The following is a 21,733-nucleotide window of genomic DNA, read 5'->3' as shown; positions in this document are numbered from 1 at the left end:
TTGAGTTATGACAGTTTGTTTTCGATGATGTCGGTCAACACGTCTTTCATGTCCATTCCGGCAGCCCGTACCTGTTGGGGAATGAAACTGGTGGCGGTCATGCCCGGTGTGGTGTTGACTTCCAACATGTTGATTCTTTCTTTCTCTTTGCCGTTTTCGTCGGTGGTGTGCGTGATGATATAGTCCACCCGGATGATACCGTTGCATCCCAATATGTCATATATCATGGAGGTGATGAGGCTTACGCGCTCGGCGGTTTCCTCTTTCAGGCGTGCCGGCGTGATTTCCCTGACCTGTCCGTTGTACTTGGCGTTGTAATCGAAAAACTCGTTGTCGCTCACTACTTCGGTGGCGGGCAGCACCACTTCTTTTTCTTGTGTCTTGTAGCAACCTTGGCTGATTTCCGTTCCTTCCATGAACGCTTCCACCATGACTTCGTCACTTTCGTGCATGGCTTTCAGGATGGCTTCGTGTATTTGGTCTGCACTTTTTACTTTCGTCACACCGAAACTGGAACCGCCCGCATTGGGCTTCACGAAACAGGGTAGGCCTATTTTCTCTATGATTTCGTCGTCGGTGACCAAATGCTCGAACCCTTTACGGACGATGAGGCTTTCGCTGACACAGACACCGAATCCTTTCAGGTACTGGTTCAGGGTGAATTTATTGAACGTCATGGCCTCCACGAGCACGTCTGATGTGGAGTAAGGCAAATGGATGAGGTCGAAATATCCTTGCAGGATGCCGTTCTCGCCCGGAGTGCCGTGTATGGTGATGTAGGCGAAATCAGGCCGGATACGCTTGCCGCCTTCCATGAAACTGAAATCGTTGCGGTCCACGTTCGAACGGCTCCCGTCTTTCAGGTGAGCCTCCCATGCCATGCCTTTGATTTCGATGATATAAACTTCATATCTTTCCTTGTCGAGAAAGGAATAGATACCTTCGGCGCTCCGAAGGGAAACGTCGTGTTCGGAGGAATCCCCTCCGGCTACAATCGCGATTGTTTTTTTCATTTTTTGCCGATATTATAAAAGCTTATGTTCTTGTTTATTCCATACCCCTATGCGCGGTGTAACTACGCCACCGTTCCAATAGTGCCGTCATGTCTGCCGGGAGTTCCGAAGTGAAATACATCTCCTGTCCGCTGCGCGGATGTATGAATCCCAACGTCCGGGCATGGAGTGCCTGACGCGGACATACGGCAAAGCAGTTCTGTATGAATTGCTTATATTTGCTGAATTGTGTGCCGCGCAGGATCTCGTTCCCGCCATAACGTTCGTCGTTGAAAAGCGGATGGCCGATATGCTTCATGTGGGCACGGATTTGATGGGTACGTCCGGTTTCCAACCTGCATTCCACGAGCGTGACATAATTGAAATTCTCCAGTACGCGATAGTGGGTGACGGCATGTTTCCCGATTCCGCTGTCCGGTGGAAATACTGCCATCTGCATCCGGTCTTTCGGGTGACGGGCGATGTTGCCTTCGATACGTCCTTCTTCATCCTGAAAGCTTCCCCAGACCAAAGCATTGTACAGCCTTTGGGTGGTTTTGTTGAAGAACTGCCGCCCCAGATGCGTTTTGGCATCGGCATTTTTGGCCACTACGAGAAGTCCGGAGGTGTCCTTGTCTATGCGGTGTACCAACCCTACAGTCGGGTCGTTCGGGTCATAGTCCGGATTGTCTTTCAGATGCCAGGCGATGGCATTGACCAACGTGCCGGTATAATTCCCACAGCCGGGATGTACCACCAATCCCGCAGGTTTGTCCACCACCATCAGGTCTTCGTCTTCATACACGATGTCGAGGGGAATGTCTTCCGGGATGATTTCATTTTCATATTTAGGCCGGTCCAGGAGAATGACGATTTCATCGAGCGGTTTCACCTTATAGCTGCTTTTCACCGGCCGTCCGTTTACGAGGATGAATTCCTGCTCGGCAGCCCGTTGCAGCCGGTTGCGCGACGTATTGTATAGATGTTCCATAAGGAATTTGTCTATTCTCATCGGCTTTTGTCCGCTGTCCGCTGTCAGGCGGTGGTGTTCGTACACCGATACGCCTTCTTCGTCTGGTTCTTCGTCCGTGAACGGAATGCCGTTCAATGGTAGCCTGTCTTTGTCGTTGCTACAGTCCGTATTCATTGTGTCATGAGGGAACGTGTGTTAAAAATCATCCGGGGCCGTGACATCCCGGTCTTCGTCATAAAGCTCTTCTTCCGTGACGGGAATAGAGTCGTTGCCGGAAACGTAGAGCGAATCGTCGCCAAAGCTTCCGCTTCCTACCTGTAGGGTCAATTCGGCATCAATAGGGATACGGTCGCCCCCGAAGATATTCTTTCCACGGTATTTCACACCGTACACCCAATCTCTTTCACCGTCTACGTATTCACACGGGCTGAGTTTGAATCCCATGGCCGTCAACCGCGCTTCCGCCTCGCGCAGGGAGCTGTTGTCGGCAATGTCCGGCATCGGGAGGGTGGGAGTGCGTGTCGTATTGATGGTCAGGTAGATTTCCCGCCCGGGTTTCACTTGGCTGTTGTTGGCCGGAGTCTGTTCCAATACCGTACCGGAAGGCAGCGTCTTGTTATATCCGGAATCCGTGACGACAGCCACTAACCCTTGCCTTTCCAAAGTCTGGCGTGCGTCGTACACACGCATGCCTTTCACGTTCGGCACGGTGATTTCCACCCCATGCATGGTGTAGCGTTCCAGTCCGATCCAGATGCCGGCAGCGATGGCTACTATGATTAGGAACATCGCCAGCAGATTCACCCAAATGATTTTGCTAGTCAGTTTGCCGAAGAATTCTTTTATGGTCATTGCGAGTACCTGTGTATGTTCGGGGGACAAAGGTACTAATAAAAAAGAAAAAAGAAGTAAGGGCTTCCTTACTTCTTTCAATTTCTTTCGGAAAAAGATGGCTATAACTTATTTACCGTGTCTTTCGTCGGATACGGAAAGTTTCTTACGGCCTTTGGCACGGCGTGAAGCCAATACTTTGCGACCGTTTTTCGTAGTCATTCTTTCACGGAAACCATGCTTGTTCTTTCTCTTTCTGTTGTGGGGTTGAAATGTTCTTTTCATTGTTATATTCTGTTTTTATTTGTTTCTTATCGGGTTCGGGGTGCAAAATTAGGCACTTTTTTTAAATTAAGCAAGAGATAAGTCATTTTCTACCAAAACTTTTGTGTTTTTTTTCTTTTTTCCATTAACTTTGCAGCGCAAACGGAAGTGTGCATTGATTATATACATTTAAAATAGAATACAAAGCAAGATTTTTATGATTAACGCTCAAGACATTAAAAAAGGTACTTGCATTCGTATGGATGGCAAGTTGTATTTCTGTATCGATTTCCTGCATGTGAAACCGGGTAAGGGCAATACCTTCATGCGTACGAAGTTGAAAGACGTGGTCAACGGTTATGTGCTCGAACGTCGTTTCAACATCGGCGAAGCCTTGGAAGACGTGCGTGTGGAGCGTCGCCCCTACCAGTATCTTTATCAGGAGGGCGAAGATTATATTTTCATGAACCAGGAAACTTTTGAGCAGATACCTATCGCCAAAGGACTGATTAACGGTGTGGATTTCATGAAGGAAGGCGAAGTCGTGGATGTGGTTTCGGATGCTTCTACCGAGACGGTGCTTTACGCTGATGTGCCGACCAAGGTGGTATTGAAGATAACCTATACGGAACCGGGACTGAAAGGCGATACGGCCACCAATACCCTGAAGCCTGCCACGGTGGAGACTGGTGCGACGGTGCGTGTGCCTTTGTTCGTGAACGAGGGTGAGATGATAGAAGTCGATACTCGCGACGGTTCGTATTTGGGCCGTGTGAAGTAACGGAAGATATTTTAGTTTTTAATGACGGAAAGTGAATAATAAGGTGTTTTGCACCTTGTTGTTCACTTTTTTTTGTTACATTTGCCTGACGATGCCGTGGCGCGTCCCGTCGTGGCTCGTTTGGAAGATAGGATGTCCAATGAGGGTTAGTCTCTCGTAGCGTGAGTTGAAACAATGAAATATTCTCTGATTATACCGGTTTATAATCGTCCTGATGAGGTGGATGAACTGTTGGAAAGCCTTACCGGGCAGACGTTTACGGACTTTGAAACGGTCGTGGTGGAGGACGGTTCTTCCCGCCCGTGCCGCGATGTGGTGGAGAAATACGCCGGACGTCTGTCGGTGAAGTATTATGACAAACCTAACTCTGGGCCGGGCCAGACCCGTAACTACGGGGCGGAACGCAGCAGCGGCGAGTACCTGATAGTGTTGGATTCGGACTGTGTGCTTCCGGCGGGATATTTGCAGGCCGTAGATGACGAGTTGAGGAGCGAGCCTGCCGATGCTTTCGGCGGTCCCGACCGGGCACATGAATCTTTCACGGACGTGCAAAAGGCCATCAGCTATGCCATGACCTCGTTTTTCACTACGGGAGGCATCCGGGGGGGGAAGAAGAAAATGGATAAGTTTTATCCGCGTTCCTTCAACATGGGAGTGCGGGCGGAAGTCTACCGTCGGTTGGGAGGCTTCTCCAGAATGCGTTTCGGCGAGGATATAGATTTCAGCATCCGGATATTCAAGGCCGGGTGCAGTTGCCGTTTGTTTCCCTCTGCCTGGGTATGGCACAAGCGGCGCACGGACATGAAGAAGTTTTTCAAGCAAGTGCATAATTCCGGCATTGCGCGTATCAATCTGTATAAGAAATATCCCGAATCGCTGAAGTTGGTGCATCTGTTGCCCATGGTGTTTACCGTGGGGGCATGCTGCCTGCTGTTGGCCGCTCTTGTGGGATGGGTAGGTTCGGTTTGGATTTTCCAGATGGCCCACCGTTACGTCTATGCCGTGGAGATGCCGGGCTTGGTGCAGCATGCGGCTGTGTTCCATGCCTTGTCGTGGATACCCTTGTTGCCCTTGTTGTTGTTCGCCCTGTTGATTTGCACGGATGCCACGGTGGCCAACCGCAGTTTGAAAATCGGCGTACAGGCCGTGGGGGCTTCTTTTGTCCAACTGGCGGGTTACGGTACGGGATTCCTCCGTGCATGGTGGCAGCGGTGTGTGCGCGGTAAGGATGAGTTTTCGGCTTTCGAGAAGAATTTCTATAAATAAAGCTATGGAGACGGCGAAACTGAACATCAAGCAATGGGCCGAAGACGACCGTCCGCGTGAAAAATTGATGCAGAAGGGGCCTTCGGCGCTGAGCAATGCCGAGCTGTTGGCCATCCTTATCGGTTCGGGCACAGTGGAGGAATCTGCCGTGGGCTTGATGAAACGTGTCATGGCCGATTGCGACAACCGTTTGAAGGCGTTGGGGCGCATGTCGCTCGAAGAACTGACTGGGAATGTAGAGGTATGGGACAAGGAGACCGGGAAGAAAAAGAGGGTGCGCCGTTACAAAGGGTTGGGCGAAGCCAAGGCCGTGGCTATCATGGCGGCTTGCGAACTGGGACGCCGCCGGATGGAGGAAGATGCTGCGGAGCTGCCTTCCATCCGTTCCAGTGTGGACTTGTACCATTATTTCCTGCCGCAGATGCAGGATTTGTTCCACGAGGAATGTTATGTGCTTCTGATGAACCAGGCTTGCCGCATTTTGGATAAGATACTCGTAAGTAAAGGCGGGTTGACGGAGACGGCGGTCGACATCCGCCTGATTTTGCGCGAAGCCCTGTTGCACCGTGCGCCTGTCATTGCGCTTTGCCACAACCACCCGTCGGGGCAGGTGCGCCCCAGCATGGAGGACGACCGGCTGACCGACCGGCTCCAGAAGGCTTGCCGGATGATGAATATCCGTCTGTTGGACCACATCATCGTGGCCGAAGGCGGTTTTTACAGTTATTGTGAAGAAGGTAAATTAGTATAACAAGATAAATAAAGATCGATATATGGAAGAGGAAAAGAAAATGCCGGAGAAATTGCAGGTGGAAGAGAAAGTGATCGAGATGCTCAAGACGGTGTACGACCCTGAGATACCGGTGAATGTGTACGACCTCGGATTGATATATAAGATAGACTTGGCAGACGATTATGCCCTGAGCGTGGACATGACGCTTACGGCTCCGAACTGCCCGGCTGCGGATTTCATCGTGGAGGACGTGCGCCAGAAGTTGGAGAGTATAGAGCAGGTAAGGTCGGTGGAGGTCAATCTGGTGTTTGAACCCGAGTGGGACAAGGACATGATGACCGAGGAAGCCAAAATGGAATTGGGATTCTTGTGATGAAAAGCGTATATTTTCTTTCGGATGCCCATCTGGGATGCCGTTCCATCCCGCATGACCGTACGCGGGAACGCCGGTTGGTGCGCTTTCTGGACGGCATCAAGGATAAGGCTTCGGCGGTTTACCTGTTGGGGGACATCTTTGATTTCTGGTATGAATATAAGACGGTGGTGCCCCGTGGCTATACCCGTTTCCTCGGGAAGCTCAGCGAATTGGCCGACCGGGGAGTGGAGGTACACTTCTTTACGGGCAACCACGACATCTGGTGCGGCGATTACTTGGTGAAGGAATGCGGCGTGACGCTGCACACCGAGCCGATGACGGTGGAGATGGGCGACAAGGTGTTCATGTTGGCGCACGGTGACGGTTTGGGCGACCCCGACCGCAAGTTCCGTTTCCTGCGTGCCGTGTTCCGCAACCGCCTTTGCCAACGCATGTTTTCCTGCATCCATCCCCGTTGGGCTGTGGATTTCGGCCTGTCGTGGGCGGCGCACAGCCGCCTGAAGCATGGCGTGGAAGGCGGTGACCCTCCGTATCTGGGTGAGGACAAGGAGTATCTCGTCCGTTTTGCCAAGGAATACCTGAAAGCCCATTCCGAAATCAACTATTTCATTTTCGGCCATCGCCACATCGAGCTGGACCTGATGCTGACCCGTTCGAGCCGTGTCCTGATTCTGGGCGACTGGATTACGCAGTTCACTTACGCCGTGTTCGACGGGGAGAACCTGTTTATGGAGAACTATGTAGAGGGCGACACTTGCCTGTAACCTTTGTAGCGTGTCTGTCGCTGTTTCCGCCGGACGGTTTGCGGAAATGAAAGTTCTGTAAAATACATGACAGAATCTGCTCTGTGCTGTCCGGAAAATCAATCTCCGCAGAACGGAAAATCAGTCTCAGCCGATTGAAAAATCAATCTCAGCCGAACGATTTCCCGTTCTGCGGAGATTGATTTTGTTTTGTATTTTATTGAAAATTAGCGGATTGCTTTTTGGTGCAGAAAAGTAAGATGTTTTGTCACCACCACACCTGTCTTCCCTGCTCGTAGGTGAAGATGCGTTCTTCCTTTCCTTTGGACAGGTCGCGCAGCCAGTACAGCCCGCCGGACGGGACGTTGCGGAACCGCAGGCAGATGTTCGCGGCTTCCTGTTTGCCCAAAGAACTCCATCCCTGCCCGTTCCAGTAGAACAGCTCGTAAGTGTCGCCGATGTCTATCGTGTTGCCGTCGCCCCGTGCGGTGTAGATGATGCGTTCCAAGGCCACGGGGCGGCCAAAGTCCATGCCGGCCCATGCCCCGGCCGGGAGGGGCGCGTCGAAGAACGTGAGCAGGTCGTCGTCGAACACCTTGTCCTTCGTGCCCTCCGGGTTCCCCTCCCAATGGCCGTCCGTGCCGATGATTTTGCCCTTTATCTGTTTGTGGCTTCCCCTTTCATAAAAACGGATGTCGGCGATGTTGCAGTATGAGCCTTCCTTGGGTTGGTAGAACCGCCAGTAGCGGTAGGGGCGTACGGTGTCGGACAACAGGATTTCCTTTCCTGTGGCCGAGCAGTCCGTCACGCGATGGAGTACGGTTTTCTCCTTGAAACGGGCTTCGTTGGAGGCTTGGAACTCCCCGCTGTCGATACGCATGATGACTTCCTGTACATGGGGCAGGACGGGATATTTGCGCCACAGCACGAGGTCGGTACGTCGCGTCGTGTCGGCTATGACGGGACGTACCTTGCCGCCGTAGGCAAAAAGGAACGGGGCGGCCAAAGGTTTCATTTTTCCTCCTTCCTCATAACATACGGGCAGGTAGACCGTGTTCATTCCCACTTTATGGAATGTGGCTTTCCCGTCTTCCATCCGTGCAAAGTCCACCGGTACCCATTCCTTGTTGTCGAACACCGTGAGGAAGGCGTAATGCCCTTCTTTTCCTTCCGGTGCGGGGACGACCGCATCCCGGCAGTCTATGTATTCTTCCGTCACGTCCCTGACGAACGGGTTGCGGAACACGTCCGGCACGTATTCTTCCGTTTGGAGCATCCGGCGGAGTTCCGGGTTCATGGCGTATGTGCGCCGGAACACCTTGGGCATGCGTTCGCCCAACTTGTGGGGCTGTCCGGGGTTGCTGCATGCACCGCTGAATGGGATGTGCCGCCCGTCCTCGGCCAATAGGGCGTTCCAGGAATGTCCCAAGCTGCGGAAAGCCCATTGCGGAGTGAAATCCATTACCACGGGGATTCCCTGGCTCCGGAATACGGACGTGGCTATGGTGCCGTAATCCGCACAAGTACCGATGGGAAGCCTCAGGCGGGTACGCCAACGATGGACGGGCAGCAGGATGGTTTCGTCCGTGATGCCCGGTTTCATGTAATACCACAGGTTGTCGTTCAGCTTGATGGCTGCCTGCAGGGCGGAATTCCTGTACAGGTCGCAATAGGCCAGTTCGTCGAGATGGTCGGGGTGGAACGAGCGCAGATTCGTGCGCCAACCGTCCAAAGGCTGAAGTTCCTCGGCCTTGTAAGGTAGCAGGTATTCACAGAAATCCTCAAAGTCCAGATGCCGTGCCCATGGTCCTTCCTTCCATTGTACGAACGCGCTGTCTATGTTTTGGATGAGGAAACCGGCGGTGACGATTTTCACGTCCTGCATTTTTTGTGGACGCAAATGGCCGAACCTCCGGCTGAGGGCTACCAGAGAGTCCCGCACCACCCATTTGTCCGTCGTGTCCTTCATGGCCGTGAGCAGGGAGTCCACGGCGTCATAATACGGCGTGAATGCCGCCGTGTCGGTTTGCGAGTAATGCCCCGGCATGTGCCGGATGAGGTATTTGGCGGCCTCCAGTTTCAGGGAGTCACCGGCATAATGCGCCAGCACTTTTTCCAGTTCCGTGCGGTTTTCCCCGGCCATTTCCAAGGCTTCCTCAAGCAGGGGGGCGTGCGTGCGGTCGCAGGCCGGGAATGCCATGCCGCATGTGATGGCCGCAAAAAGGATGTATCTTCTCATAAGGCTTTGTCTTTTCTATGTGTTTTTGGAGTGTGGGTTTGCCGGAGCAGTCCTTCCGCTTCTTCTTTCATTTTCCGTACGGCAGGCGAATCCACCTTGGCACGGAAGGCTACTATCCGCCGCGCCATGTCCCGTGCCTTTCCACCTTCGCCCGTGGCTTCGTACAGCTTCATGAGGCGGTAGAGGGGATAGGCGCGGTCGGGCAACAGGCTGAAAGCCTTGCGATAGGCCGTTTCGGCCTCACGGGCGGCTCCGAGGTCAAGGTAATTGTTCCCCATCATGACATGGAACATGGGGTCGCAACTTACGAGCGTGCCTTGTCGCAGGGTGGCGTTACTGTCGTTATACCGCCCCAGTTCGCGCAGGGCCTTGCCGTAGGTGAACAGGTACTCGGGCCGGTTTTCCAACAGATTGTAATTCTTTCGGAAATCATCCACGAAGGCGGCATCCTGTATGCCGGAGAGGGCACGGTATTCCCTGTAGGCTTCCACCCGTGTCCTTGTTCCTGCCGTCCACCATGCGGCAGGTACGGCCAACGATACGGCCACGACGGCTCCTGCGGCCTTTTTCCACCAGACGGTCCCCATGCCGGTTCCGGCCTGCAGGCTTACGGCGTAGGCCGCCCATCCCGTAGCCCACAGGCGGAACGGCCATAGGGCGAACGGATAGGAAAACATTGAGGCCACGAGCAGGGCTATATAGCCGCAGGCCGACACTTCGCGTTTTCGCACGAGGATGAAAGCCGTCCACGAAGTAATCGTGAGCGCGCAGGCCATGCCGATGAGGCCCTGCTCCACGCCCACTCCGGCCAGACCGTTGAAGGCATATTCCGGACTTCCGGCCACGGACAGCAACGGGGAATCCGGATGCCCGGCGAAGAAGGCGGCTTGCGCTTCCCCGTAGGCGTGGGCGAAACCGCCCAGTCCGTGCCCTGTAAGCCATTCCGCCATCCATGCCTTTCCGGCCACGATGGCCATCAGCAGGCGGCCGTCGGCCGAACCTTGTTTCATGAAATAAGCGCATGCACCGAGGATGGCGGCTGCGGCCAGCCCTCCAAGCACCATGCGGCGGTGGCCACGCCATAGCATGACGGCAAGGGCTACCGCCAGAGCCACCCATGCCGTGCGGCTCCATGTGGCGGCCAACACCGGCAGTCCGGCTGCCCATAGGGCGTATACGGTTGCACGGGATACTTTGTCTGGCCGGGACAATCCTGTCCATGCTCCTTTATGGTTGTACAGCCATGCGGCGGCTACGGCCAACGCAATGGCCACCAGAATGGCGTACGGGCCGGGATTGAAGAATGTGCCCGTCAGGGCATAACGGTAGTGGTGTGAAGGTTCCCAACCGGCCAGTTGGGCGATTCCGGTATAGGTTTGGTAAAGTCCGGCCAAGCATAGTCCGGCGGTCCATACCTGCCCGAATGCCTTTCCGCAAAAAGGGATGGCGAGGCGCAAGGCCGCATAGGCAAGGCACAAGGCTTCGGCTTCGCGGAAGTCTTCCGTGGCCGGATAAGGGGAGAGGAACCAATAGTTGCAGGCCATGTAAAGTGCCCATAGCAGGACGATGGCATCCAAGGCGTGCGGCCTTGGCCACTGCTGTGCCCGGAGGGAGGCACAGGAAGCCGCGATGGACAACATGGCCACCATCCCGTAACACCATACGTCGGAAACAGACGGGTAGGCCACCGTCTGCCATACCGCCGGGAGGCACAGGCAGGTCGTCAGGATGGCGGCCATGCCGTATCGTGTCAGGTCATGCCGCTTCATTTTCGTCAGTTTGGGGAGATTGGGGATAGAGCAGGTTCAGTCCGGCGCGTTCCTTGCGTTCGCGTCCGGTAGTGCGGTCTATGGATTCCACCACTTCCGATACCACGCCCACGATGTATTCTTCCGGCACGAAGCCCCAATAGCGCGAGTCGCGTGAGTTGGCGGCATGGTCCCCGCATACGAAGTAGTAATTCCTTTGGAACCGGTAGTAGGGCAGGGGCTTCCCGCCGGAGAGGCAAACGTTCCGTTCCCCGTTCCAAATGAGCGGTTTGCGGGTCTCGAACTCGATGGCCATGCGGTAGATGTCCGCCTTGCGCCAGTCGTCCATCCGGATGATGTCGTCGCGTCTCGGCACGTAGAGCGGCCCCATGTTTTTCGCGCTCCATCCCAAGCGCGGGTCGCCCGTCAATATCGGCCACATTACGCCCCACGGCAGTTGGTCGTCGGGCACGCTTTCCAGTTGTTGCTGCATGTCGGGCACGCCTATCGTGCCGTGGTAGTTGTTGTTGACGGGGCGGCTGTGTACGAACGAGATGGTGTCGCCCGGCAGGGCCACACACCGTTTCACGTACACATAGTTGATTTTGAATCCTATTTTCCCGTCGTTGACAGGGTAGTTGAAGACGATGATGTCGTTCGGGCGCAGTCCGCGCCGTCCCCTTGTGCGCCAACACTCCAACCTGCCGTCCGTGAAGTCGAGGGATTTGTATATCCGCGCCCCGAAGATGAGCTTGTCCACCTTAACCTTATCTCCCGGCATCAGGGTGGGTTGCATGGAGTCCGACGGCACGATGAAAGTGTCTGCCACGAAGGCGCGCCAACCGTAGTGTATGCCCACGGCCAACACGGTAGCTACACACAAAAGGCTAAGGGCGAATATACCTTTATATATGTAATCTCCTACTTTCATGCTTGTACGGCTTGTTTTTCTTTTTTTCTTATCCATCCGATGAGGAGTAACCCGGCCATCAGGCAGAAGCCATACCGGTATGCGATCCAACTGTTCCATGCGGCGAGCTGCTTAAGCCCCGTGGCATGGCGTATAAGTTTGGCCGGATAGGTGTCCAGGTTCCATTTGGCACGGATGATATTGTTTTCCACGATGAGGATGCCTTTTTTGCTGCGGAGTATGGACTTCAGGGTCACTTCATCAGCATAACAGTTTTCCACAGTGCTTTTGTTCTCCAAGCCGGGTAGGGAAAGGAGGCAAAGGGCAATGTCTCCTTGCTTCGCCAAGGTGCTGAAAGTCTTCAGTTTCTCCCAATCCTCCGCTTTCAGTTCTTTCCTTGCCGTAATGATGGCCAATGGCTTGTTTTCCGACAGGTTGAGCAGCGAATCCGTCACTTCTTCGTATTGTCCGTTGAAGGTGGCGAAGTCGGGATGCCCGTCAAGGTTTGTTCCCCGGTTGTAAGGCAGGAAGTCCACCGGGGGAAGGAACAAGGCGGAGTGTACAGGGATGGCCGTAGCGAAAATGAGGCAGGCCAAAGCCGTCCATTTTCCAAACCCATGTTCCGGTAGAAGCTTTTCGTGTCGCACGGCAAGGGTATTACCGATGGCCAAAGCCAATAGCAGGAGGTTCTTGAAGAATGTGGCTTCATGGCTGATTTTAAATGCTTCGCCGAAGCATCCGCAGTCTTGGATGGCAGTACCTGTCGCCGTAAAAGCCAAGTTTCCGGTGACGGTCGTAAAGAAGACCATCAGGAGGCATACCGCCCAAGCTGCCGGTTTACGGAAGATGCCGAATACCAACAGCAGTCCTAAAAACAACTCTCCGGTGCAGAGGAGTATCGCCCACGCCATGCCGTATTTGCTCCACATACCGTCCATACCCCATACGCGGAAGTATTCCTCCATCTGCAAGGACGTGCCGTAAGGGTCAACGCCTTTGAGCCATCCGGAGATGAGGAAGATGGTTCCTAAGAGGGTGGGAAGTAGGTGTGGGTTATGGTGTTTTCTAAGCATGGTGGTCTATCATAAAGGTGGGAGCAATAATGTTTATCGCCCCACAGAATCTTTCGGTTCTCCTAACTTCTCTTTCACGATGCGCCAAAACATTTCTTCGATACGTGGATTTTTTGTCGGGTCTCCAACTAAAATAACATTATTTTGGTCATCTAATAAAAAAGTATGCATTAGTGGATCATTGGGAATATGTGGGTTCTCTTTTGAAAAACAATTTAATGTATCTATGTATATGGGGACTGGGAAATGCAATCCCTTTGCTGTTAAATATAGTGATTCTTTATTTTCAGATTGCAATGGATGAAGTATAAAGTAGAAGTATAAAGATTCTTTATATGTTTTTGCTTTATTCATCAAATCGTGCCAAACATACATGTTTCTTAATGTACAAGTTGAACAATTTACAGAGTCAAGATATACAATCAACTTTAATTGTTTTTTTTGCATCGCAATCTGCTCTATCGAACTTTTAATACAAAACATGGAATTCAATGGCATTTTTATTTGTTTTGATTTTATTTGTAACATTTTGTCTCCTATATTTTGTTTATGTGTGCATCCAATATTAGATAAGCATATGAGAAGAAGTAGATATATTCTATGCCATTTCATATATAAATTCATTTGACTTTTAATCTTAACAATAGATAATTGTCTCCGGCAGAAATAAGTTTGTTATATCTTGTTTTTACTTTCTTTTTCCAATTAGACAAGTAGCTTTCTGCACTAATAGGGTATATCATTTCATTATCTTTTCCATTAAAAAGAGTTGGGATAATTTCTTTATAAGACCCATTTATTTTTACCTTACCATTATCGTTTACAATGGCTATATGTTGTTTTGCGTTGTGTATATATGCAATGATATGTTGTTTTCCACATGTAATAGCTTCCATTATAAAATCGTATTTGAATTGATTTTCCATGAATTTTTCCCATGAACAAAAGTATTCTTCTGGCATAGGATTGGAAAATTCTATGGTATATTCTTTTTTCATGCCTCTTTTTATATCATTCATTGTAAAGATTGAATTGGTATAATTATCCCAATAGTAAATCTGTCCGTTTTGATGTTGTAGCACTGTAGAAACGCATGCAGGAGAATACATTTGTTGTTCCAAAACATTTTCCCATTTTCCTATTTCATTAAAGTCTTTATCAAAGCCAAAGAATAGGAATGCTTCATTTCCCTCAGTGTAAGTTAGATAATTAGTGGTTCCTATAAATCCGTCTTTAGTGCTGATGATATTCCAGATAAGTGATTTGCTTATTTCTTTTGAGAATTGGAATTTTCCATTTAAATCATAGACATACACACGGGAGGGGGCCGATAAAATAATTATTCGTTTTTTTTGTTCGTCTATGGTGAAGTCTGTTATACTAGGATATTCTCCATGACCATGTCCTAATATGCCTATTTTACGAATGAATTTTCCATCATTGTTGAATACAAACACACTTTTTTGTACTTTTCTATCCAAGATGTAATATTCATTTTTGAAAAATATCACTTTGTTGATATCTGATAGCAAACATTTGTTGTTTGTTTCTAATGGAATACATTCGATAAAATTAAAGATGTCGGAATTCTTAATTCCATCGTCTGTGTATTTTTGTAAATCAATGATATTAGTTTCTGTATCTTCTTTTGTGCATACGCACGAAGCAAAAATAAGTGATACAATGATATAATGTAAAAACCTCATTTCTGTATAATTAGTTAGACAATGATGGAATCTTTTTCTTTTTGATAAGGAAAGTGATTCCTAAAACCAGGAATCACTTTTTGTTAACCTTCTATTACGTCACCTTTGTGAGTTCCAGGAGGACAAGATTGTTTTGAAGCATGTTGGCAAGTTATGGGGGAACCTAATGCTACTTCATAAACTTCTACTTCATCTATAAAAGTACCTCTCCACATGTTGTCTTCATCGTAGCAACTTCCGTATTTAACGGGGCGTGTACATTTTAACATAATTTCTGTTTGTGCTAATGCTTCAATGTTTTCAAAAAGCAAATCATTTTCATTGCTTTTTTCATAAGGTTCATAAGTTTGATACCCCACGTATCCCGTAGTACCAATTACCATTGCACCAATCAAAGATACTAAAGTTGTTTTCAATTTCATAGTTCTTATTTTAAGTTCGTTTATAATGTTTCTTTGTGAGACTCTCCCTCCCAAAGTGTCATTGCAAATATATGTGGTTTGGGAATAAACTGCAAACTTTTTGAATGATTTTTTTAAATTTCGTTTTTAACACAAAAATGTATTATTAAGCATATTTCTATTCAAAATAGCTTGAAGAGTGTAAAAATTATATCTTGTAAAAGGTATTGTGAGAAATGCCCCAAGGAGTCGGAAAGACACTGTAGAAACAACCGTCAAACGATTCTCCGATGTGCTCCAAACGATTTTTTGTTCTGCTGTGAACGGAGGACAGGGCTAAGGCCAACGGGATAGAGATGCCTGCTTCCATATACAATGTGTTCATTCAAAAAAAGGTTCGCATCCTTCATACTTGCTGTAATTCAGTTTGTTAAGGTGAACTTTCTCGGGGATTAGCCTTCACCGGGCCTTCACTCGGGCTTCATCGGGGGACGGTGTGGGACAGGAACGAAAATCGGGCGCGGAAGCGATTCCACGCCCGATTACATCAGGGGTAATTCTCATATCAATATGAGAAAAGCATATTGGGCATAATTAAGGCTCACACCAAAGCCATGGTGTCTTTGGCAATCATCAGTTCCTCGTCTGTCGGGATGACACATACCGTCACTTTGCTGTCCGGTGTGGAGATGATGGCTTCTTCGCCACGTACGGTGTTGTTTTTGGCTTTGTCGAGCGATACGCCCAGATAGTCCAGACCGTTGCAGAAAGCTTCGCGCATGTCGGCCTGGTTTTCTCCCACGCCTCCGGTGAAAAGGATGATGTCCACCCCGTTCATGGCCGCAGCGTAAGCACCGATATACTTTTTCACGCGGTAGGCGTACATGTCGAGAGCCAAGCGGCAGCGTGGGTTGCCTTCGTGGGCTGCGGCAATCACCTCACGCATGTCCGAAGAAACTCCCGTGACACCGGCCACGCCGGATTTTTTGTTCAGGAGATTGGACATTTCAGAAGGAGCAAGCCCTTCCTTGTCCATGATAAAGGTTACCGCGCCGCCGTCTACATCGCCGGAACGGGTACCCATCATCAGGCCTTCCAGCGGAGTCAGTCCCATGGAGGTGTCGATACATTTGCCGTCTTTTACGGCCGAAATGGAACCGCCATTGCCCACATGGCAAGTGATGATACGTTTGCCGGCAGGGTCTACGCCAAGGTATTCGCAGACACGTTGGGATACATAACGGTGGGACGTGCCATGGAAGCCGTAACGGCGGATGCCGTATTTTTCATACATCTCGTAGGGCAGGGCATACATATAGGCATAGTCGGGCATCGTCTGATGGAAGGCTGTGTCGAATACGCCTACCTGGGGAATCGAAGGCAGAAGGGCCGATACGGCATTTACACCTTTCAGGTTGGCGGGATTATGTAGCGGGGCCAAGTCGTTGCAGGCTGTGAAGGCTTCCAACACTTCGGGAGTGAGCAACACGCTTTGGTTGAACTTTTCTCCTCCGTGTACCATACGGTGTCCTACGGCGCCAAGCTCTTCCAACGATTTCAAGGCACCGAGTTCCGGGGCGGTCAGGATGTGGAAGATGAATTGTACGCCTTTGGTATGTTCGGGGATGTCTTCCTCGATGATTTTCTTCGTCCCGTCCGGCAAGGTCATTTTCAGGAAAGAACCGGGCAGGCCTATTTTTTCTATGCCGCCCTGTGCCATGACGGAATGGTCGGTCATGTCGTATAATTTATATTTGATGGAGGAACTTCCGCAGTTCAATACTAAAATCTTCATATTATATAAATAGGTGTAATTTTAAAGTTTCCGTTTATTTTTGTTCTTTTGCCGCGATGGCCTGATTGGCCGTGACGGCTACCATGGTGTAAACGTCCTCAATGGAGCATCCTCGGGAAAGGTCGTTGACCGGACGTGCTATGCCTTGGAGGATAGGGCCGATGGCTTCGGCATGTCCCAGACGTTGTACCAATTTATAGGAGATGTTGCCGACTTCAAGGTTGGGCACAACTAGCACGTTGGCATGTCCGGCGATTTCGGAACCCGGGGCTTTGCTTTCGCCTACGCTCGGCACAAGCGCGGCATCAGCCTGGAGTTCACCGTCGATGCTGAGGCCTGGAGCCATTTCTCGTGCCAACTTGGTGGCTTCCACTACCTTGTCCACGACTTCATGTTTGGCCGAACCTTTGGTGGAGAAGCTCAGCATGGCTACTTTCGGGTCGATTCCGGCCACGGCTTTGGCTGTGCGGGCGGTACAAACGGCAATCTGTGCCAACTGTCCTGCATCGGGTACGGGGGTGACGGCTACGTCGCCCATGACCAAAATGCCGTTCTTTCCGTAATTAGGAGCTTTGGTGAGCAACAGCATGGCTCCGGAAACGCAGGTGATGCCCGGGGCGGTCTTGATGATCTGGAGGGCAGGGCGCAATACGTTGCCGGTCGTGTTGCGTGCACCGGCCAACTGTCCGTCGGCATCACCGGCCTTAATCATCAGGCAACCGTAGAACAAGGGGTCCTGCACTTTTTGGTGGGCTTCTTCTATCGTCATGCTTTTTTTCTTACGCAATTCGAAAAGCAATTGGGCATATTCTTCTTTTTTCGGGCTGGTAGCCGGGTCTATGATAGTAGCCTTGGATATGTTTCCCAATCCCCATTTTTTTGCCGCTTCTTCTATTTCTGAAGGGTTTCCTAATAAAATCAAGTCGGCCACCTCGTCGGTAAGAATCTGGTTGGCAGCCTTTAATGTGCGCTCTTCCGTACCTTCAGGAAGAACGATGCGCTGCTTGTTAGCTTGAGCGCGTGAGACAATCTCTTTGATTAAGTCCATATTTAAAATCTTTAAATTGATAACTCTACATTGCAATTAGTAGGATTGTGCAAAATTACTGCTTTTTGACCGAATAACCGTATGATTCCTATTTTATTTTTTTATATTCCGGAATGGTGTTCCTCTCATAATTTTTATGTTACTTTGGTATCAAAAAATATTTTATGTCCCTTGATTTTCGTCCTTTGTCTTTAGCAGACCGTTCGCTTGTATGGAAGTATACTGAAAACGCAGGTCGCCGCAACTGTGATTTGTCTTTTGCCAATCTTTATGCCTGGAGAATGCTTTATCGCACGGAAGTGGCGGAGTGGGGCGGTTTTCTGGTGTTTCGTTTTTATGCAGATGGGCATTTGGCTTATCTTATGCCTGTGGGCGAGGGGGATTGGTGTGCCATTCTGCAGGCTTTGAAAGAAGATGCGTGCCGGTTGTCTCATCCTCTTTTACTGTTAGGCGTTTGTGAGGATTTGATGCCGCAGGTGGAAAGGTGCATGGGGGAGGACTGCCGTGTGAATGTCAATCGGGACCATGCGGATTATGTCTACTTGCGCGAGTCTTTGGCTACCTTGTCCGGTAAGAAGTTGCAGCCCAAACGTAATCATGTGAATCGTTTTAAAGCCTTGTATCCGGATTATCGTTATGAGGAACTGGCGGAGCAATGGGTTCCGGCTTGTTTGGATTTGACTCGCCGTTGGGTGGAGGCGCGTCAGGACGAAGCGGAGAAAAGGGCGGTGGCAGCGGAGTCGGAAGCCATTCAACGTGCATTGGCACATCGGGATGAACTGGATCTGAGGGGAGGTGTATTGTTGGTTGGGAGACAGGTCGTGGCATTTACTTACGGGGCCCCGATTTGTCGTGATACCTTTGATGTGTGCGTGGAGAAAGCCGATGTGGAGTTTGAGGGGGCTTATACGGTAATCAACAAGGAGTTCGTTTCACGGTTGCCGGCACAATATAAATATGTGAACCGGGAAGAAGACTTGGGGATGGAAGGCTTGCGAAAGGCTAAACTGTCTTATCAACCGGAAATGTTGTTGGTGAAATACAGTGTGTGGTCGTCTTGTACGGTGAAGGCGGAGATTGAAGAGGGTAGGCTGACACCGGAACAGCATTTGATAAAATGGCAGACCCGTGCATTGTGGAGCTTGTGTTTCGGTGATACGGAAGAGTTTATGAAACTTTATTTTACCCGTAAATATACTCCTGAAAGAAACAGTTGCCTCGTAAGGGACGGGCGTGTGGTTGCGGCTTTGCAACGTTTGCCATACCGGATGATGTTTGGAGGAGAGGTTGTTCCTGTGGCTTATGTTTCAGGGGTTTGCACGCAGCCGGAATGCCGAGGCAAGGGACTGATGACGGAACTGATGGGGCAGGCTCACCGTAAAATGTATGCCGACGGGTGTCTGTTCAGCCTTTTGATTCCGGCTGATGAGGGCTTGTTTGCTTTTTACCATCGTTTTGGCTATTATACTTGTCCTGGGGTGGCATTACCGAAGCGAGAGGAATCATGCGATGCCGATAAGGTGGTATGTGAAGTTTATACCGCTATGCATGAAATTGAACCAGTGTTGGGGGATTTGCAGTTTGATTTGGATGTTTTTTTGCGCCGTGCCCCTTATGCTGTGTTGCATGATGAGACAGACTTGTATACAGTGTGTGCAGATTTGTTCCTTGGGAACGGTTGTGTCGTGGTGGCGCGTTGCGACGGACATTGCGTCGGACTGGTTTGGGCCGTCCCGCGTGAAGGGAAACTATGGGTTTTGGAGTGTTTTTCCGTTTCTGCGGTCGTTGAGAATATTTTGTATAAGCAGGTGCGGGAGGCATTCGGCTTTGCCGGGAATGTCGCAATGATTCGTCAGGAAAACAGGGGGCAGTTGCGTGTGATACATGTGTATGAGGTCTTGAAGTTGTATGCGCGGCAACATGCGGACACGGCCGGTCGGATACGTGTGGTCGGAGATGAGGATATCACGGAGAATAACGGAGTTTACGTGTGGGGCGATGGGCAATGCCGGAAAGAAGGGTACGGTGCCTTTTGTTGTTCGGAAAGCGGCGGGGTTTGTCGTAGCATACATATTCGGGAGCTGCCGGAAATGCTTTTGGAAGACGCCTGTCCTTATTTGGGTTTGATGATGAACTGATTATGTGCGTTCTTCCGTGAGAAAACGTTCCAACTCTTCAGCGGACAGGCGGAGATGGAATGTGTCTTTGTAGGCTACGGAGATATTGCCCGTTTCTTCGGAAACGATGACGGCCAAGGCATCGGTTTCCTGCGATATGCCTTTGGCGGCACGGTGGCGCAAGCCTAATTCTTTCGGAATGTCCATGCTGTGGGATACCGGCAGGATGCAGCCTGCTGCTTTGATACGTTTCTTGCTGATAATCATGGCTCCGTCGTGCAGCGGACTGTTTTTGAAAAAGATGTTCTCGATAAGCCGTTGGTTGATGTTGGCATCGATGAGTTCGCCAGAGCGTATGATGTCGTTGAGGGGCAAGTTACGTTCGATGACGATTAATGCCCCGACCTTTTGTTTGCTCATGCTCATGCAGGCCATGACGATGGGCATGATGTCGTCCTTGTTTGTCTTTTTATTGTCTTTCTTGTTGCGCCGGATGAGTTTGAGGAGGCTTTCCACTTGCCGGTGTGTACCAATCGTGAAAAAGAAGTTGCGGATTTCTTCTTGGAACAGGATAATCAGTGCCAGTGTACCGACGCTGACCAGCTTGTCGAGGATGGACCCCAAAAGCTTCATTTCCAATATTTGGGAGACAAACAACCAGAATACGACGAAAATCAGCACGCCGAAGAATACGTTCAGTGAACGCGACTCTTTCATGACCTTGTAACAATAGAACAGCATCAGCGCGACAAGGAAGATGTCGATAAAGTCTTTCAGTCCGAATTCTAATGGCATGGAAATGTTTTTTTTATTTCTGTTCGTTCATTTGATTGAATATTCTCACGGCTTCCACACACGCTTTTACGTCATGCACACGCAAAATGTCTGCCCCTTTGGTCAAGGCGATGGTGTTCAATACGGTAGTTCCGTTCAGTGCTTCTTCGGGGCTGCTGTCGAGCAGTTTGTATATCATTGATTTGCGCGAAATGCCCACTAATAAGGGAAGTCCGAATAGCTTGAAGTCTTCCAAATGCTTGAACAGCTCGTAGTTGTGCGCCAAAGTTTTTCCGAATCCGAATCCAGGGTCTATAATGATGTCTTTGACGCCTCGGGCGTACAGCTCTTGCACCTTGAGAGCAAAGTATTGCATGATTTCCATGCGGAGATGGTTATAATGTATATGTAGCTGCATGTCTTGGGGAGTGCCTTGCATGTGCATCATGATATAGGGGACGTTCAGACGAGCTACGGTGTCGAACATCCGCTCGTCCATTTGTCCGCCCGATATGTCATTGATGAGGGCTGCGCCGTATTCTTCCACACACATGGAGGCCACGTCTGCCCGGAATGTATCGACGGAAACGATGGCTTCGGGGGCGACTTCGCGGATGATTTCGAGACCTTTTCGAAGGCGCGCCATTTCTTCCTTCGTGCTGACGTGTTCCGCATTGGGACGCGAAGAATAGGCACCAATGTCAATCATGTCGGCTCCCTCCGTAATAATCTGTTCCACCCGGTATGCGATGTCGGACGTGGTTTCCTTGCGGCTTCCGGCATAAAAGGAGTCGGGCGTGACGTTCAGGATGCCCATGACTTTCGGTGTGGAAAGGTTCATAAGTTGTCCGTTGACTCTTATGGTACGTTCTATATGTCCTTCCATTGTTTTTGCAGTATTTACATGCAAATGTACACAGAATAATCCGTTTTTTCGTGCTTCTTGGATTATATTTATATAAC

Annotated in this window: 21 protein-coding genes; 6 read left to right on the top strand and 15 right to left on the bottom strand. The window is 50.2% G+C overall.

Annotated elements, in window-relative coordinates; all coding sequences use genetic code 11:
• Positions 1-5 precede the first annotated feature (5 nt).
• The 4 genes from E0E47_RS08475 to rpmH all read right to left on the bottom strand — a co-directional run bounded on the left by E0E47_RS08475 (position 6) and on the right by rpmH (position 3,081).
• Complete coding sequence (locus tag E0E47_RS08475) at positions 6-1,013, bottom strand: D-alanine--D-alanine ligase (protein WP_130893446.1); 1,008 nt, start codon at positions 1,011-1,013, stop codon at positions 6-8.
• Positions 1,014-1,047: 34 nt separating this feature from the next.
• A complete protein-coding gene (locus E0E47_RS08470; RefSeq protein ID WP_008625501.1) occupies positions 1,048-2,139 on the bottom strand; it encodes an RluA family pseudouridine synthase in 1,092 nt (363 codons plus the stop codon).
• 21 nt (positions 2,140-2,160) lie between these two features.
• Positions 2,161-2,817 carry a PASTA domain-containing protein gene (locus E0E47_RS08465; protein WP_008625502.1) on the bottom strand — a complete coding sequence of 219 codons (657 nt, stop codon included), beginning with the start codon at positions 2,815-2,817 and terminating at the stop codon, positions 2,161-2,163.
• Positions 2,818-2,925: 108 nt separating this feature from the next.
• The gene (gene rpmH, locus E0E47_RS08460; RefSeq protein WP_008625503.1) at positions 2,926-3,081 is read right to left on the bottom strand and encodes a 50S ribosomal protein L34; all 156 of its coding nucleotides are present in this window, start codon (positions 3,079-3,081) and stop codon (positions 2,926-2,928) included.
• A 196-nt stretch (positions 3,082-3,277) separates the two neighbouring features.
• On the opposite strand from rpmH, the gene efp reads away from it, so the two are divergent.
• The 5 genes from efp (at position 3,278) to E0E47_RS08435 (ending at position 6,980) form a co-directional block, all read left to right on the top strand.
• Entirely contained in the window at positions 3,278-3,841 is a 564-nt protein-coding gene (gene efp, locus E0E47_RS08455; protein ID WP_008625504.1) for an elongation factor P, read from the top strand.
• Positions 3,842-4,015: 174 nt separating this feature from the next.
• Entirely contained in the window at positions 4,016-5,107 is a 1,092-nt protein-coding gene (locus tag E0E47_RS08450; RefSeq protein WP_130893445.1) for a glycosyltransferase, read from the top strand.
• Positions 5,108-5,111: 4 nt separating this feature from the next.
• On the top strand, positions 5,112-5,858 hold the full coding sequence (locus tag E0E47_RS08445) for a JAB domain-containing protein (RefSeq protein WP_130893444.1): 747 nt from the start codon (positions 5,112-5,114) through the stop codon (positions 5,856-5,858).
• Between the two features lie 22 nt (positions 5,859-5,880).
• Complete coding sequence (locus E0E47_RS08440; RefSeq protein WP_008625509.1) at positions 5,881-6,213, top strand: metal-sulfur cluster assembly factor; 333 nt, start codon at positions 5,881-5,883, stop codon at positions 6,211-6,213.
• Positions 6,213-6,980 (top strand): UDP-2,3-diacylglucosamine diphosphatase, encoded by a 768-nt coding sequence (locus E0E47_RS08435; RefSeq protein ID WP_008625510.1) that lies wholly within the window; start codon positions 6,213-6,215, stop codon positions 6,978-6,980. Before E0E47_RS08440 ends, E0E47_RS08435 begins: the two co-directional genes overlap by 1 nt.
• Before the next feature lie 247 nt (positions 6,981-7,227).
• Here E0E47_RS08435 and E0E47_RS08430 read toward each other — a convergent pair whose 3' ends face one another.
• The 9 genes from E0E47_RS08430 to pta form a co-directional block, all read right to left on the bottom strand.
• Entirely contained in the window at positions 7,228-9,198 is a 1,971-nt protein-coding gene (locus E0E47_RS08430; RefSeq protein ID WP_130893443.1) for a hypothetical protein, read from the bottom strand.
• Complete coding sequence (locus E0E47_RS08425) at positions 9,195-10,967, bottom strand: tetratricopeptide repeat protein (protein ID WP_130893442.1); 1,773 nt, start codon at positions 10,965-10,967, stop codon at positions 9,195-9,197. The genes E0E47_RS08430 and E0E47_RS08425 overlap by 4 nt, the downstream gene beginning before the upstream one ends.
• Positions 10,954-11,877, bottom strand: a complete 924-nt coding sequence (gene lepB / locus E0E47_RS08420; RefSeq protein ID WP_130893441.1) for a signal peptidase I — start codon at positions 11,875-11,877, stop codon at positions 10,954-10,956. Before lepB ends, E0E47_RS08425 begins: the two co-directional genes overlap by 14 nt.
• Positions 11,874-12,929 carry a MauE/DoxX family redox-associated membrane protein gene (locus E0E47_RS08415; RefSeq protein WP_130893440.1) on the bottom strand — a complete coding sequence of 352 codons (1,056 nt, stop codon included), beginning with the start codon at positions 12,927-12,929 and terminating at the stop codon, positions 11,874-11,876. Before E0E47_RS08415 ends, lepB begins: the two co-directional genes overlap by 4 nt.
• A 33-nt stretch (positions 12,930-12,962) precedes the next feature.
• Positions 12,963-13,541, bottom strand: a complete 579-nt coding sequence (locus E0E47_RS08410; RefSeq protein WP_130893439.1) for a hypothetical protein — start codon at positions 13,539-13,541, stop codon at positions 12,963-12,965.
• Between the two features lie 8 nt (positions 13,542-13,549).
• Complete coding sequence (locus E0E47_RS08405) at positions 13,550-14,635, bottom strand: 6-bladed beta-propeller (protein WP_130893438.1); 1,086 nt, start codon at positions 14,633-14,635, stop codon at positions 13,550-13,552.
• 83 nt (positions 14,636-14,718) lie between these two features.
• Positions 14,719-15,057, bottom strand: coding sequence for a hypothetical protein (locus E0E47_RS08400; protein ID WP_130893437.1), 339 nt, complete (start codon positions 15,055-15,057; stop codon positions 14,719-14,721).
• Between the two features lie 580 nt (positions 15,058-15,637).
• Positions 15,638-16,831, bottom strand: a complete 1,194-nt coding sequence (locus E0E47_RS08395; RefSeq protein ID WP_130893436.1) for an acetate/propionate family kinase — start codon at positions 16,829-16,831, stop codon at positions 15,638-15,640.
• A gap of 34 nt (positions 16,832-16,865) precedes the next feature.
• Positions 16,866-17,879: a phosphate acetyltransferase gene (pta, locus tag E0E47_RS08390; RefSeq protein ID WP_130893435.1), complete on the bottom strand. Its 1,014-nt coding sequence runs from the start codon at positions 17,877-17,879 to the stop codon at positions 16,866-16,868.
• Between the two features lie 164 nt (positions 17,880-18,043).
• On the opposite strand from pta, the gene E0E47_RS08385 reads away from it, so the two are divergent.
• The gene (locus tag E0E47_RS08385; RefSeq protein ID WP_087944067.1) at positions 18,044-20,017 is read left to right on the top strand and encodes a GNAT family N-acetyltransferase; all 1,974 of its coding nucleotides are present in this window, start codon (positions 18,044-18,046) and stop codon (positions 20,015-20,017) included.
• On the opposite strand, the gene cdaA is transcribed toward E0E47_RS08385, so the two are convergent.
• Positions 20,018-20,791: a diadenylate cyclase CdaA gene (cdaA, locus tag E0E47_RS08380; RefSeq protein ID WP_008625529.1), complete on the bottom strand. Its 774-nt coding sequence runs from the start codon at positions 20,789-20,791 to the stop codon at positions 20,018-20,020.
• Between the two features lie 13 nt (positions 20,792-20,804).
• On the bottom strand, positions 20,805-21,656 hold the full coding sequence (gene folP / locus E0E47_RS08375; protein WP_008625531.1) for a dihydropteroate synthase: 852 nt from the start codon (positions 21,654-21,656) through the stop codon (positions 20,805-20,807).
• Between the last annotated feature and the right edge of the window lie 77 nt (positions 21,657-21,733).

The organism is Paraprevotella xylaniphila YIT 11841, assembly GCF_900683745.1.
Lineage (GTDB): Bacteria > Bacteroidota > Bacteroidia > Bacteroidales > Bacteroidaceae > Paraprevotella > Paraprevotella xylaniphila.
The sequence above is the reverse complement of the archived record's forward strand: the minus strand, read 5'-3'. Positions and strand labels throughout refer to the sequence as shown.

Coding starts and splice junctions, on each gene's coding strand:
- E0E47_RS08465 (WP_008625502.1), bottom strand. CDS start 2,817: ATGACCATAAAAGAATTCTTCGGCAAACTGACTAGCAAAATCATTTGG.
- E0E47_RS08450 (WP_130893445.1), top strand. CDS start 4,016: ATGAAATATTCTCTGATTATACCGGTTTATAATCGTCCTGATGAGGTG.
- E0E47_RS08475 (WP_130893446.1), bottom strand. CDS start 1,013: ATGAAAAAAACAATCGCGATTGTAGCCGGAGGGGATTCCTCCGAACAC.
- E0E47_RS08410 (WP_130893439.1), bottom strand. CDS start 13,541: ATGAAATGGCATAGAATATATCTACTTCTTCTCATATGCTTATCTAAT.
- E0E47_RS08470 (WP_008625501.1), bottom strand. CDS start 2,139: ATGAATACGGACTGTAGCAACGACAAAGACAGGCTACCATTGAACGGC.
- E0E47_RS08430 (WP_130893443.1), bottom strand. CDS start 9,198: ATGAGAAGATACATCCTTTTTGCGGCCATCACATGCGGCATGGCATTC.
- cdaA (WP_008625529.1), bottom strand. CDS start 20,791: ATGCCATTAGAATTCGGACTGAAAGACTTTATCGACATCTTCCTTGTC.
- E0E47_RS08385 (WP_087944067.1), top strand. CDS start 18,044: ATGTCCCTTGATTTTCGTCCTTTGTCTTTAGCAGACCGTTCGCTTGTA.
- efp (WP_008625504.1), top strand. CDS start 3,278: ATGATTAACGCTCAAGACATTAAAAAAGGTACTTGCATTCGTATGGAT.
- E0E47_RS08415 (WP_130893440.1), bottom strand. CDS start 12,929: ATGCTTAGAAAACACCATAACCCACACCTACTTCCCACCCTCTTAGGA.
- pta (WP_130893435.1), bottom strand. CDS start 17,879: ATGGACTTAATCAAAGAGATTGTCTCACGCGCTCAAGCTAACAAGCAG.
- E0E47_RS08445 (WP_130893444.1), top strand. CDS start 5,112: ATGGAGACGGCGAAACTGAACATCAAGCAATGGGCCGAAGACGACCGT.
- E0E47_RS08425 (WP_130893442.1), bottom strand. CDS start 10,967: ATGAAGCGGCATGACCTGACACGATACGGCATGGCCGCCATCCTGACG.
- E0E47_RS08405 (WP_130893438.1), bottom strand. CDS start 14,635: ATGAGGTTTTTACATTATATCATTGTATCACTTATTTTTGCTTCGTGC.
- E0E47_RS08440 (WP_008625509.1), top strand. CDS start 5,881: ATGGAAGAGGAAAAGAAAATGCCGGAGAAATTGCAGGTGGAAGAGAAA.
- E0E47_RS08435 (WP_008625510.1), top strand. CDS start 6,213: ATGAAAAGCGTATATTTTCTTTCGGATGCCCATCTGGGATGCCGTTCC.
- E0E47_RS08400 (WP_130893437.1), bottom strand. CDS start 15,057: ATGAAATTGAAAACAACTTTAGTATCTTTGATTGGTGCAATGGTAATT.
- lepB (WP_130893441.1), bottom strand. CDS start 11,877: ATGAAAGTAGGAGATTACATATATAAAGGTATATTCGCCCTTAGCCTT.
- folP (WP_008625531.1), bottom strand. CDS start 21,656: ATGGAAGGACATATAGAACGTACCATAAGAGTCAACGGACAACTTATG.
- E0E47_RS08395 (WP_130893436.1), bottom strand. CDS start 16,831: ATGAAGATTTTAGTATTGAACTGCGGAAGTTCCTCCATCAAATATAAA.
- rpmH (WP_008625503.1), bottom strand. CDS start 3,081: ATGAAAAGAACATTTCAACCCCACAACAGAAAGAGAAAGAACAAGCAT.